General features: G+C 68.5%; 15 protein-coding genes. 14 read left to right on the forward strand and 1 reads right to left on the reverse strand.

The window, feature by feature from the left end; translation table 11 throughout:
* Window positions 1-172: 172 nt before the first annotated feature.
* The 14 genes from I847_RS26600 (at window position 173) to I847_RS22020 (ending at window position 11,840) form a co-directional block, all read left to right on the forward strand.
* On the forward strand, window positions 173-754 hold the full coding sequence (locus I847_RS26600) for a hypothetical protein (protein WP_155855998.1): 582 nt from the start codon (window positions 173-175) through the stop codon (window positions 752-754).
* On the forward strand, window positions 748-1,650 hold the full coding sequence (locus tag I847_RS26605; protein ID WP_155855999.1) for a hypothetical protein: 903 nt from the start codon (window positions 748-750) through the stop codon (window positions 1,648-1,650). Before I847_RS26600 ends, I847_RS26605 begins: the two co-directional genes overlap by 7 nt.
* A gap of 36 nt (window positions 1,651-1,686) precedes the next feature.
* Complete coding sequence (locus tag I847_RS22005) at window positions 1,687-2,367, forward strand: SAF domain-containing protein (RefSeq protein ID WP_081680430.1); 681 nt, start codon at window positions 1,687-1,689, stop codon at window positions 2,365-2,367.
* Complete coding sequence (locus I847_RS0105050) at window positions 2,364-3,128, forward strand: hypothetical protein (protein WP_028048823.1); 765 nt, start codon at window positions 2,364-2,366, stop codon at window positions 3,126-3,128. Before I847_RS22005 ends, I847_RS0105050 begins: the two co-directional genes overlap by 4 nt.
* A complete protein-coding gene (locus tag I847_RS22010) occupies window positions 3,125-4,558 on the forward strand; it encodes a CpaF family protein (RefSeq protein WP_081680432.1) in 1,434 nt (477 codons plus the stop codon). Before I847_RS0105050 ends, I847_RS22010 begins: the two co-directional genes overlap by 4 nt.
* Window positions 4,555-5,415 carry a type II secretion system F family protein gene (locus I847_RS0105060; RefSeq protein WP_028048824.1) on the forward strand — a complete coding sequence of 287 codons (861 nt, stop codon included), beginning with the start codon at window positions 4,555-4,557 and terminating at the stop codon, window positions 5,413-5,415. The genes I847_RS22010 and I847_RS0105060 overlap by 4 nt, the downstream gene beginning before the upstream one ends.
* The gene (locus I847_RS0105065; protein ID WP_028048825.1) at window positions 5,412-6,302 is read left to right on the forward strand and encodes a type II secretion system F family protein; all 891 of its coding nucleotides are present in this window, start codon (window positions 5,412-5,414) and stop codon (window positions 6,300-6,302) included. The genes I847_RS0105060 and I847_RS0105065 overlap by 4 nt, the downstream gene beginning before the upstream one ends.
* 29 nt (window positions 6,303-6,331) lie before the next feature.
* Window positions 6,332-6,532: a hypothetical protein gene (locus tag I847_RS0105070; protein WP_028048826.1), complete on the forward strand. Its 201-nt coding sequence runs from the start codon at window positions 6,332-6,334 to the stop codon at window positions 6,530-6,532.
* A 1-nt stretch (window position 6,533) separates the two neighbouring features.
* Window positions 6,534-6,941, forward strand: a complete 408-nt coding sequence (locus I847_RS0105075; protein ID WP_028048827.1) for a TadE/TadG family type IV pilus assembly protein — start codon at window positions 6,534-6,536, stop codon at window positions 6,939-6,941.
* A gap of 3 nt (window positions 6,942-6,944) precedes the next feature.
* On the forward strand, window positions 6,945-7,376 hold the full coding sequence (locus tag I847_RS0105080) for a TadE/TadG family type IV pilus assembly protein (RefSeq protein WP_028048828.1): 432 nt from the start codon (window positions 6,945-6,947) through the stop codon (window positions 7,374-7,376).
* On the forward strand, window positions 7,373-7,822 hold the full coding sequence (locus tag I847_RS0105085) for a pilus assembly protein TadG-related protein (RefSeq protein WP_028048829.1): 450 nt from the start codon (window positions 7,373-7,375) through the stop codon (window positions 7,820-7,822). The genes I847_RS0105080 and I847_RS0105085 overlap by 4 nt, the downstream gene beginning before the upstream one ends.
* A gap of 248 nt (window positions 7,823-8,070) precedes the next feature.
* The gene (locus I847_RS0105090; protein WP_196804470.1) at window positions 8,071-10,749 is read left to right on the forward strand and encodes a LysM peptidoglycan-binding domain-containing protein; all 2,679 of its coding nucleotides are present in this window, start codon (window positions 8,071-8,073) and stop codon (window positions 10,747-10,749) included.
* 176 nt (window positions 10,750-10,925) lie between these two features.
* A complete protein-coding gene (locus tag I847_RS22015; protein WP_155856000.1) occupies window positions 10,926-11,342 on the forward strand; it encodes a hypothetical protein in 417 nt (138 codons plus the stop codon).
* A 75-nt stretch (window positions 11,343-11,417) separates the two neighbouring features.
* Window positions 11,418-11,840: a hypothetical protein gene (locus tag I847_RS22020; protein ID WP_196804471.1), complete on the forward strand. Its 423-nt coding sequence runs from the start codon at window positions 11,418-11,420 to the stop codon at window positions 11,838-11,840.
* Between the two features lie 174 nt (window positions 11,841-12,014).
* On the opposite strand, the gene I847_RS22025 is transcribed toward I847_RS22020, so the two are convergent.
* The coding region (locus I847_RS22025) for a hypothetical protein (RefSeq protein WP_034608860.1) at window positions 12,015-12,285 on the reverse strand (271 nt) is incomplete at its 5' end.

Below are 12,285 nucleotides of genomic sequence, written 5' to 3' on the forward strand. Positions count from 1 at the left end.
GATGGCACGCGTCTTACGCCGTCTGTGGCACACCTGCTTGCATGAGGACTCTTCAGTGCGCGCCGTCTTCGAGTCGCGCGACCGCCGGAGTTGGGTATGCAATGAGTCGTCTGACGCTGTCGTCGGGTGGTCGTCGCGGGGGCGGGGGCCACCAAGGGGCGGGTGTTCGCCGATGAGAAATCGACAGATCACCACAGGGGCCGCAACCGCTACAGCGATTCTCGTCGCGGCTCTCGTTGGCGCGTGCTCGGCACCGGGTCCGGATCCTGACGTTTCGACGACGACCGCGGTCTCACCGTCACGAGCGAGCACGCCGACGCCATCGCTTGATCCGACGATCGCCGCTGCGCAGGCGGCGATCCTGCGGGCTTACCAGGGGTATTGGGACGCCAAGGTCGCCGCTTTCAGCGATCCCACGAAGGATCCCGGACCCGAACTCGAGACCTTCGCCGTCGACAAGGCGTTCGCGGACGTCGCGTCGAGCGTCTTCACGTTCCGGGGTTCAGGCATCCAGGTCACCGGCGAACCGATCCTGCATCCGTCGGTCGCCGAGATCGTGACGGGCAGCGAAGGGTCAGCGAAGATCGTCGACTGTGTGGACGGGACGAACTGGCAGCCCATCTACACGGCGACCGGCAAATCGGCAGCCGCCCCGGGTCAAGAACCGCGACTGGTCACCACGTCAACGGCCTACTTCTACGTCGACCACTGGACGATTAGGACGTCGAATGTTGATCGGAACGAGCCGTGCTGACGGCCCTGGCCATCGCGGTCTCGGCAGCGGTTCCCTTCCTGCCCATTGCCGTCCCACCAACAGTGACATGCGCGCCCAACACCACGTTCTGCGTGATCGAGGTTGAGCGGCCGCCGACGCCCGTTGAGGTAGGCGGCCCAGGCGGGGAAAGCGACAGCGGAGGCGATGCCATCCGTCGGAAGTGCATCGTGTCCAGCACGGGTCAGGAAGTCCCGTGTGAGGGTCCGCTCGGTTGGTTCAACGATTCTGACGACTGCTACTGGCGAAAGACGGACCCACAGCCGCCTGCGACGGACGCGATCTGGGCCGGCCACTATCCGACAGGAGCGATCTACTCGGTGGCGTGCGGCACGAATCCGGACGGGGCAGACGGCTGGGTCTGGTCAGCTGCTGCCCCTCCGGGGTACGGCGGGACGGGGGTGACGCCGGCTCAGCTGGCGCAGCAGGCGCTCGCTCGCTTGGCCCTGGCAGGCCCGGCTATCCGAATGACGATCCAGGGCAGCGAGATGGGCCTGGTCGGAATCCCGGTGTGGCTGTGGACCGAGGTGGGTCCGACGACATGGGGTCCGAACTCAGCGACTGCGGCGGTGCCCGGGTTGTCTGTCACGGCCACAGCTCAGGCTCGTCAGATCGTCTGGGATATGGGCGACGGGCGTTCGGAGACGTGCAAGAACCCGGGTACCCCGTACTTCGTCGGCGGCGTGACGTCGCCGACGTGCCAGCACATCTACGAGCAGTCTTCGGCCGGGCAGCCCAGTGAGGCGTTCCCGGTCACTGCGACGACGACGTGGGACGTGACGTGGACGGGTGGCGGCGCGTCGGGGGCGCTGACAGTGCAACGTCAGTCGTCGGCGACCGTGCGCATCGGTGAAATGCAGGTTCTGGTGACTCAGTAGATCGGGTGCGGGTCCGGCCCGCGGGGGGAGGTCGCCATGACGGCGACGAGTGAGAAGGCCAAGCTGAATGGATCGCGCTCGACCGAGGAGCTTCGTGCACCGACGAGGGTCGTACCACCGGGTCGCCGTCGCCCGGCGTTCGTGGTGGCCGGTGTCGCGATGGTGGTGATCGGGGCGTTGGCCACGGTGTGGCTGGTCTCCAGCGTCGGGCATCGAGTCGATGTCGTGGTGATGGCCAAGGACGTGCCATATGGGTCCGCCCTGTCCTCCGCCGACCTGACGACGACGGCGGTCTCCGTGGACAGGACGGTCGCGACCGTCCCAGCGTCGTCGGCCGCCACGCTAGTGGGTCAGGTCGCGACAACGAACCTCAGGCGCGGATCGCTTCTCACGCGCGGTGAGGTGACCTCAACTGGGGTGGTGGCGGTCGACGAAGTCAGCGTCCCGATGCCGCTGCCACCCGAGCGGGTTCCGGCCGGCGGCCTCAGTGCTGGCGAGCAGCTATTGATCGTTGACACCCCGGCTGCTGGCGCCGACCCGGTCGCGGTTGCACCGCGCACGTTCGCCGCCCGGGTTGTGCGTGTGGGCGCTCCAGACATCAACGGTCTGGTCGTCGTCGATGTCGCAACCAAGTCGAAAGAGGGTCCGGCCCTGGCGACTCGAGCGGCCACCGCTCGCTTCGCGCTCGTCGTCTTGCCGATGGGGGCGTCGAAGTGAGCGTGATCGTGGTGTGCTCGGCGCACGGTGCGCCGGGAGTTACGACGGCCGCGATGGCGCTGACCCGGACATGGTCACGCACGGAACACGGGCGACGCGCGCTGCTCGTGGATGCCGATGCGGCCGGGTCGGGTCTGCTCGGCGGCATCTTCCGGACTGGCCTTCCGCGGGCGTCGGGTGTCTTGGCGCTGGCGGCGCGACGGCCACCGTTTGGCGCTGAGGACGCCGTGGACTGTGCGATGGCCCTGGATGCAAGCTCGTCGGGCATGGTCTTGCCCGGGGTGGCGGACCCCGTACAGGCACGGACACTGGCTCCGACGTGGTCCGCTCTGGCATCGGCGTCGGTCGAGCTAGGTCGGCTCGGTGTGGATGTGCTCGTGGATGTGGGTCGGCTCGGGCACCGTTTTGAACCGACACCGTTGCTGGCCGAGGCGGACGTCGTCGCGCTCGTCATGAGAGCGGATCTGGCCTCTTCGGTCCCGGCCGCGGCCGCCGTGCGTTCGCTTCAGCGCCTACGCCCCCACCGAACCGTGCCTGTGGCTCTGCTGGTTGGTGATGGCTACTCGTCGAGCGAGATCGAGACGGCGGTGGGCGTGGCGGCTGCGCATCGCTTGCCACGAGATGAGCGGTCGGCGCAGGCGTTACTCGACGGCGTCGAGGGTCCTCACCTGGAGCGCGCGCCATTGCTGCGCGCGGCCCAGAGCCTGGTGCGCGACCTCTCCGCGCTCGTGCCGAAGCTGAGCATGGCGGTGTCGTCATGACAAGCCTCGAGGAGGTCACGTCCAACGGGTACAGCCCTACGGCGCTGAACTTGCCGCACCCCGTCGGTCCGGTACTGCCGGCGCCGGACATCGCGATCGTGCGGGAGGTCCGGCGGATCGTTGCCGATCGGCTCGCGCAACGCCTACAAGCCCAACCGGTCGAGCGGCTCGATGCCCGCCGCGAGCTCGCCCGATCCCTGGTCTCGGCCGAACTGGCCGAACGGGGGCGCGAGCGCGTCCGTCGCGGCCAGGACCCGTGGTCGGTCGAGCTGGAGATGGTGACCTCGCGGGCGGTGATGGCGGCCCTGTTCGGGATGGGTCGTCTGCAACCGTTGATCGATGACCCTGCGGTGGAGAACGTCGAGGTCGACGGGCACGAGAACGTGTGGGTCTCCTACGCAGATGGTCGCGACGAACGGCACGCGCCGGTGGCGGACTCCGATGCCGAGCTGATCGAGATCCTCCAGCTGCTCGCGGCCCGGACGGGCACTTCGGAGCGCACGTTCTCCTCAGCACACCCTGCTCTGCACGTGCGCCTCGAGGACGGTTCCCGGCTTTCCGCAGTCGCCTGGACGACGCCAAAGCCGCACGTGGTGATCCGACGGCACCGAGTCCGTGACGTGGATCTGGACGACCTGGTCCGCCTCGGCACGATCGACACGGTCCTGGCCGCGTTCCTGCGCTCGGCGATCCGCGCCGGCAAGAACGTCGTCGTGACCGGGTTGCAGAACGCTGGCAAGACCACGCTCGTGCGGGCACTGGCCAACGAGTTCGATCCCATGGAGCGGTTCGCGACGATCGAGAAGGCGTACGAGCTCCATCTGCACGAGCTGCCCGCGCGCCATCCCCGTGTCGTCGCGATGGAGGCTCGCGAGGGCTCGGCCGAGCTGGACGCAACCGGTCGGCGAGCGGGTGAGGTCACCCTGACAGATCTGCTGCAGTCCGCGTTGCGGCTCAACCTTCGCCGGATCATCGTCGGGGAGGTCCTCGGTCCGGAGGTCTTGCCGATGCTCGAGGCGATGTCCACGGGCGACGGGTCGTTGTGCACCCTGCACGCACGCTCGGCCCAGCACGCGGTCGACCGGATCGTCACGCTGTGCATGTCAACGGGCGCGCCCATGACCGATGCGTTCGCCTACCGGCTGCTCGCCGGATCGGTCGACCTGCTCGTGCACGTCGAGATATTCGACGACACCACCCGCGGCGGACGGCGCCACCGGTACGTCTCCCAGATCATCGAGATCGCGGGGCTGGGCGAGTCGAACCGCCCCGCGACGACCTCGGTGTTCGGTCCCGGCCATGACGGGCGCGCGATTCCCCTGCACCGGCCACAATGCCTGCCGGACCTGATCCGCGCGGGATTCGACGCCAGCCTGCTCGATCACCGAGCCGGGATGTGGGACGGGCCGCTGATCGGTGGGGCACGGTGAACGCGCTGCTGGCGGGAGCGGCGGGAGCCTTGGTCATTCTGGGCTTGCTCGTCGCGGCGGCGGGCGCCCGACGCACCGAACCGCGACCGGCCAAGCCGCGACGCGCACGAAGCCGCCGCGCCAAGCAGGGAGGGTGGCGACGTGCACGGTGGCTGGTTGCCGGTGCCACCGGGGCACTCGGGTGGGCGATCACCGGGTGGCCGGTCACTGGGCTGATCGTGATCGCCGCCGTCATCGGGCTGCCGTACCTGATGGGGTCGGCCACGGTCGCGGCGCGCGAGATCGACCGGGTCGAGGCGATCGAGGAGTGGACTCGGCGCCTCGCAGACGTCCTGGCTACGGGGGTCGGGCTCGAGCAGGCCCTCCTTGCCTCAGCCAAGACCTGCCCTCCGGCGTTGACCCGTGAGGTCACCGGGCTCGTCGCCCGGATCGCGGCCCGGTGGCCGACCGACCAGGCGCTGCGTGCATTCGCCGAGGAGGTCGACGATGCGTCGGGCGACTTCGTCGTCGCCTCACTGCTACTCGCGTCCCGGCGTCGCGGGCCCGGACTGTCCGGGGTCCTGACCGCGGTCGCTGGATCGGTCGGCGACGAGGTCGCGATGCGTCGCAAGGTCGAGGCCGAACGCGCCAAACCTCGCTCAACCGCACGCATGGTCACACTCATCACGCTCGGTGCGGCGGGCGTCCTGATGATCAACGGCGAATACCTGGCCCCCTACGGCGATGCTCTCGGACAGCTCGTCCTGGCCGCGATCGCCGCCGCGTTCGCCGGCTGCCTCCTGTGGGTGCGGGCTCTGACCTTGACGCAGCCTGAACCGCGGTTCCTGATCGCTCGCGAAGGCGGTGACCTGCGGTGAGTCCGTGGATCGTGTTGCTCGGCGGCGGCCTCGTCGGCGCTGGTGTGGTCGTCGCCGTGGCCGGCCTGTCACCGGCCCGCCCTGACCTGGCGTTGACTATCGAGCGTTTCCTACCCGAGGCCGACGGTGTCCCGATCGAGTCTCGACCGGCGCGGCGATTCGACGGGATCCGCGACGTCGTGCTGCCTCGCGCCGTGCACACCTTCGGCCTGAGCCGATATGCGGCGGACCTGGGAATGGTCGACCAGAGCGCCGAAGAACTGGCGGGACGAAAGCTCGGCTACGCGGCACTCGGTCTGGTGTTCCCGACGTTGCTGTCGGTACTCCTGCTGGCCCTGGGCATCCCGCTGCCGTTCGCCGTACCCACGGCGGCCGGCCTCGCCCTCGGTGCGGTCTTCTTCCTGCTGCCGGATCTGACCCTGCGCACCGAGGCGGCGACGGCCCGGGCCTCGATGCGGCACGCGACGTGCGTCTACCTCGAGCTGGTCGCGATGGAACGGCTCGCCGACGCCGGCCCCAGCGAGGCCCTCGATCGCGCGGCCTCGATCGGCGGCTCCCGCGAGTTCGCGAGGATCCGCGACGCACTGCTTCATGCCGAGCTCGCTGGGCAGCCGTCGTGGTCCGGGCTCTCCGACCTGGCGGCCGCGACCGGGGTGACCGAGCTCGCCGACGCCGCCGACATCATGCGGATCGCGGGCCAGGACGGCGGGGCCATCTACTCGACGCTGCGCGCACGGGCAGCGTCTTTGCGCACGCAACTGCTGGCGACCTCGACCGCGAAGGCAAATGCCGCCTCCGAACACATGGTCGTCCCTGTTTCCCTGCTCGGCCTGTGCTTCATGGCCCTGCTCGGCTACCCCGCTTTCATGCGGATCCTGTTCGGCTAACCCACCAGCACACGGACGGAGACACCTCCATGAACACCCTCGTCCTGCTGACCTTGTTCAACGGCTACCTGGCGGCGACCCGCCGCGCCTGGCGCGAACGCGCTGAGGACGACTCCGGGATGACGACCCTCGAGACGGTCATCATCACCCTCGTCCTGATCGCCGTCGCCACAGCCTTCGGGTTGGCGCTCACCGCCGCGATCCAGCGCCGCACCAACCAGATCACCTGACATGGCCACGCCCGCGGCACGCACAACGCATGCCCGGGACCAGGGGTCGGCCAGCCTCGAGCTGATCATCCTGTTCCCAGCCCTGCTGCTGTTCGTGACCGCACTCATCCAGTACGGGCTGTGGTTCCACGCCCGCTCCCTAGCCCTGGCCGCAGCTCAAGAGGGCGTCGCAGTTGGCCGGTCCTACGGCTCGACCCCGGCTGCCGGACAAGACACGGCCTTGGTGTTCATCCGGGACCACGGAGCCGACACCCTTACCGAAGCCGCGGCCACGGCGAGCACACCCGACCCGCTGTTCGTGCAGGTCACCGTCACCGGCCGGTCGCTGTCGGTCATGCCCGGAGTACCCGGTATAGCGGTGACTCAAACTGCGGCCGGGCCTGTCGAGCGCTTCACGAGAAACGGCTGAACCATGCGACTCACTCGCACCCAACTCCACGGCGACAATGGGTCGTACACGATCGAGCTCGCGGTGCTGGCCCCTGCTTTGATCCTTCTCCTCGGAGCGCTGGTCCTGGCCGGGCGCGTGCAAACCACATCCAGCGCGATCGACCAAGCAGCACGCGCAGCCGCCCGCGACGCCTCACTCGCGCGCGACGCCAACTCGGCCCGAGCCGTTGCCACCCAAGCCGCCCAGCGCGAACTGGCCCAGACGGCCTGCCTCTCCATCGTCGTGCAAGTCAACACAACCGGGTTCGCAGCGCCCACCGGCCAGGACGGCACAGTCACCACGTCGGTCGCCTGCACGGTCAGCATGGACGACCTCGCCATCCCCGGACTTCCCGGAGCCCGCACCCTCACCGCCCACGCATCCTCACCGCTCGACAGATATCGAAGCCGATGAGCACCCACGACGACCACGACCGGAGACACGTCGGCGACGACACCGGATCCGTCACCGTCTTCTTCGCGATCAGCATGCTCGGCCTTCTCCTGCTCATCGGCCTCGTGGCCGACGGCGGCGCCAAGCTGCGCGCGACCCAACACGCCGACGGCGTAGCCGCCGAGGCAGCGCGCGCCGGCGGGCAGGCACTGGACGTGCCCGCAGCGGTCAGCGGTAACGGGACCCAAGTCGATCGAACGGCCGCACTCAATGCCGCCAGCGCGTTCCTGCGCCGAGCGGGCTACGACGGCACGGTGACCGTCAGTGACGACCGCACCCACCTCGTCGTGGCCGTGACGATCACCCAACCGACCGTCTTCCTGAACCTCATCGGAATCTCATCGACGAGCGTGACGGGCCATGCACGGGTCGCACTCGTCCAGGGAATCACTGGAGGTGGCACATGACCACGACCTCACACCGCACACCGAGGAGCTCGGAGATCGGGCAGGGTCTCGGGGCAGTGCTCACCCTCATCCTCTTCATCCTCGGCGCACCGGCAGCGCTGATCGCTCTCGCACCCGTCTACCTGCCGGCGGACATTCACTCGCTGGCTGACGCCCTGCACGCGTTGACAGCCCCCGACGACGGCTCACTGTTGTTCGCTGCCCTCGCGCTCGTCGCATGGACCGCGTGGGCAACCTTCGCGCTCAGCGTGCTCGTCGAGGTGGTCGCAGGCGCCCGACGGATCCCCACCCCGTCCCTGCCGATGCTCGGCTCTGTCCAGCTCGTCGCCGCTCGCCTCGTCGCGACCACCGCGGTGCTTTTCGCCGTGACTACGAGCATCGCCGCCTCGGCGAGCCCATCAGCAGCTGTCCCGGCTGCCGCCGCAAACCACCTGATCGACCCGCCGCACGCCTCCGCACCCGACGTCCCGGCACCCGAGGAATCGGCAAGCGAACCGCAGGCACCGCCGACCACGGCGGTCGCGCAACTCCCGACGATCACCGTGGTCCGCGGCGACACGCTGTGGGACCTGGCCGAGCGGCACCTCGGAGACGGGACTCGCTTCACCGAGATCCGCGACCTCAACCTCGGCCGCCCGCAGAGCGACGGACAATCCCTGACCGACGCTCACTGGGTCTACCCGGGCTGGACCCTGCTCCTCCCACCGGATGCCACCGGACTCTCGACGCCGCCTCCCCCAACGAGCTCAACCCCGCCAGCCGGCACCAACAGCATTGTGGTTCAGCCGGGCGACACCCTCGAAAGCATCGCCGAAGCCCACCTCGGCCATGCCACGGCCTACAGCGAGATCTTCGACCTGAACGCCGGCCTGCCCCAGCCCGACGGACACACCCTGAGCGATCCCAACCTGATCCGCCCAGGCTGGACACTCACCCTCCCGACCGCCAACGCGCCGGTTGCGTTCTCGCCCGCTGAGGCTCATGTCGCGACGCCGGCTCCCCAGCCATCGGGCCCGGAGTCCGTCGGCCATTACAGCGAACCGGCACCGACCGAACCGACGACGAGGGAGCAGCGGGCGCCGGCGCACCTCGCTCCCGACCAAGACGCCCCGTCGGCGAACTCCGACGCGGTCAGCAGCACCGAGGTGCCGTTCTACATCGGACTGACCGCACTGGCGGCGGCCGGCGTTATCGGAGAGGTCGGCCGTCGGCGCCACCTGCAGCACCGGGCGCGCAAGGTCGGCGAATCCATCCCCATGCCCGACGAGCACACCCCCGCGGCAACCGTCGAACTCACCCTCCGCTCGGCACCCACACCGGTGAGCCTGCAACAGCTCAAGACGACCCTGCTGAACCTCGACTCCCGCTGCTACACAGCAGAACGGGACCTGCCGCGGCTCGCCGCACTCACCCTCGACGAACACACCCTGACCTTGCACCTCGAATCCGACGACCAGGACCCCGTCCCGCCGTTCGCAGCACAGGACGCCCGGACCTGGACGGCGTCCACCGAACAGATTGCCAATGAGGTCCTCGACGACGATGGCGAGCGCTCGGAGCCGTACCCCGCTCTCGTGACCCTCGGCCACAACGACGCCGGAACCATCCTTCTCAATCTCGAGGCGGCCGGAACGCTGAGCATCGTCGGCGACGACGACGCCGCTGACGAGGTCCTTCGAGCGCTTGCGGTCGAGCTGGTCACGAGTGACCTCACCGGGCGGATCGGACTGGTTGCCGAACCCTGGCTCCAGGACTTCGCCGAGGCCTTCGAGCCTGCGCGCTTCCAGACCACACCCGCGAATTCCACAAGCCGAGCTTCACGCACGTCCGCGATCGCGAGAGCGCTCAAAGACAGCGGCCTGGACGACACCCTCGAGGCACGCTCTGACCGGGTCCTCGACGACACGTGGCTGCCGGTCGTCTTCGTCGAGCGCCAACCACAGGGCCCGCAGGTGAGCGAACCGTGGAGCGGATCAATCCTCCTGACCCGCACCCAGACCGAAGGGTGGTCGCTCACCGTCGCCCAGGATGGCGAGGCGACGATCGAGCCTCTCGGCATCGCGGTCCGCGCCCAGCGACTATCCGCCCACGACCTCGCTCAGGTGCGTTCGCTTCTCCAAACTGCGCAACCGCCGTACTCCAGCACCATCACAGCGGCACGAAGCAGCGCCGAGGTCGGCATCCACGACGACCTCGAAGCGATCAAGAAAGCCATGCTGGAGCGGCCGGCGACGGCCGACAGCGGCGACACCGCGAGGATCCGCGTCAACGTCCTGGGCCCGATCCAGATCGACGGGCTGCCCAGGCCGGACTCGCCCCCGCCCGAGCGCATTACCGAACTGCTCGTCTACCTGGCCCTGCACAGACAAGCCACCGGCCACGAGATCGACGAAGTCTTCTGGCCCGGCAAGCGCGTCGACTCAGGAACCAGGAACACCTTCGTCTACCGAACCCGCCGGTACGTCGGAGACGACGCACTCCCCCCGAGCACCCGCGGCGCGCCCTTGCGTGTCACCGAACAGATCTCAACGGACTGGGCGGAGTTCCACCGCCTCATGACGCGCGCCATCGAGAACGAGGTAAGTCGCACGGAGGACCTGACCGCGGCGCTGGCGCTCGTCCGTGACCGCCCCTTCCTGGGCATCGACGATGCGCGCTACGCCTGGGCAGAAGCCGACATCCAACGCATGATCAGCGCCATCGCTGATGCAGCCCACCTGCTCGCCCGAATCCACTTCGAAGAGGGGCGGTTCGCCGAGGCACTGCAGGCGGCAACACACGGCCTGATGATCGAACCGTTCTCGGACCTCCTGCAGTGCGACGCTCTCGATGCTGCCAACGCCCGCGGTGGCGAGCAAGAATCACGCCGGCTCCGGGAACGATTCGCAGCCCGCCTGGCCGAGCTGGATCCCGACGCGATCTTGTGAGTTCGCTCGTACGGCCGCGGCCCCACCGGCTCGCCCGCAGCCGACCGACACTCACCCAGGACCAACGGCTGACCTGGATCCGCGAAATGCTCACGGGTGACAGCGAATCGCTCCCCTATCGGACCGCCGGGATGCTCCTACTGCTTCTTGCTCAGCCGCTCGTGAAGGTCTCCGCTTTGCGCGTCGACGCGGTCCACGACTCCTCCGGTGACATGGCGCTCATTCTCGGCAAACATCCCACTCCGCTACCCGAACCGTTTGCCGCGCTCCTGCGTGCACACCTGGACGCCCGCCCCAACCTCAACACCGGCAACCACAGCAGCGCCTGGCTGTTCCCCAGCCCACGCGCCGGCCGTCACCTGCACCCGAACACCGTCATGGTCCGCCTTCGCAACCTCGGAGTCGACCTGCGGGGCGGACGCAACCGAGCCCTCGACGACCTCGTGAACGAGATCCCGCCGCCCGTTGTCGCCGATGCGCTCGGCTACAGCCACGTCACCGCGTTCAACCACCAGCAGGCCGCCGGTGGCACCTGGGCCCGGTACGTCTCGACACCCACCCCGAGTGGGCGCGGCCGAGGCGAGAGACGATGACTACACCCGCCATCAAAGGGCCTGTTCGCTGATTCGGTGGGGAGCAGGGACGCCGGTGCTGGCATCCTCGTCGTCATGGATGAGACGTCGGCTACGCCGGTCGAAATTGATGAGCCGCAGAGGCGGTTCCTCCGAGCCGCGCTCTTGGACTGGAGCGGCCCGGCTAGCCCCACGGACGAGCTGGCCGCCGCGATGGGATTCAGCAACGCTGAGACCCTCCCCCGCGAGGCCTGGGCGCTTTGGACACGCATCGAAGCGGGCGAGAAGCTCACGACGAATGACTGGCGGCAAGTCCTCTTGGCGGTCGAGATCGTGTTCGCGAGCGACGTCGTCGGCTCTGGCCTCGATTGGCGGGTCACGTCCGGGATGTCCGACGAGGAGTCGATCCGGGTGCTCCGAGAACTTCAACGCAAGTTGCCTCGGTGGCGTGGAAGCATTCAGTTCTCTACCAAGAGCGGAAGCGTAGAGATTCTGAACCCGGAGCGCCGGGCGCCCTGACTTTCGCCTATACCGTTGCGTCGTTGCAGGCCTGCCGGTGAATGCGACGCAACTTGATACGCAGGGGTGCCAGTACGCTGGCGGGCAACCGTTTTTCGCCGGCTCCGCCTACTGGGTCAGAGGCGGCGGCGAGGTCGTTCCACCAACGCGGAAGCCGTAGCCCTCAGGCCGGCCTCACGGTTCGGTCTCGAAAGGGGCGTCACGCTCCTGTCCGCCACGTAGCGGCTCGCCGGATCGCACCCAATCCACGCATTCGAGCCAGTCCTCCCAAGCCGCCGGATCCGTCGGCCAACCGTCACGTTCCAGATCAGTGTCACCGATGAGTGTAATCAAGTCGTCGCCGGCCCGATGCCCGAAACGCCAGATGAACTCCGACATGGCGAGGAACGACTCCCTGGCGCTGAGCTGCTCATCCTTGCGTGAGTGACTATCGGGGGATGACATT

Source organism: Cellulomonas sp. URHD0024 (assembly GCF_000426185.1).
Classification (GTDB): Bacteria; Actinomycetota; Actinomycetes; order Actinomycetales; family Cellulomonadaceae; genus Cellulomonas.

What these genes read in the sequence shown, in the direction of transcription:
- I847_RS0105080 (WP_028048828.1), top strand. Translation starts at nt 6,945, where the DNA reads ATGCGACTCACTCGCACCCAACTCCACGGCGACAATGGGTCGTACACG.
- I847_RS22005 (WP_081680430.1), top strand. Translation starts at nt 1,687, where the DNA reads ATGACGGCGACGAGTGAGAAGGCCAAGCTGAATGGATCGCGCTCGACC.
- I847_RS0105070 (WP_028048826.1), top strand. Translation starts at nt 6,332, where the DNA reads ATGAACACCCTCGTCCTGCTGACCTTGTTCAACGGCTACCTGGCGGCG.
- I847_RS26600 (WP_155855998.1), top strand. Translation starts at nt 173, where the DNA reads ATGAGAAATCGACAGATCACCACAGGGGCCGCAACCGCTACAGCGATT.
- I847_RS0105085 (WP_028048829.1), top strand. Translation starts at nt 7,373, where the DNA reads ATGAGCACCCACGACGACCACGACCGGAGACACGTCGGCGACGACACC.
- I847_RS0105075 (WP_028048827.1), top strand. Translation starts at nt 6,534, where the DNA reads ATGGCCACGCCCGCGGCACGCACAACGCATGCCCGGGACCAGGGGTCG.
- I847_RS22010 (WP_081680432.1), top strand. Translation starts at nt 3,125, where the DNA reads ATGACAAGCCTCGAGGAGGTCACGTCCAACGGGTACAGCCCTACGGCG.
- I847_RS22020 (WP_196804471.1), top strand. Translation starts at nt 11,418, where the DNA reads ATGGATGAGACGTCGGCTACGCCGGTCGAAATTGATGAGCCGCAGAGG.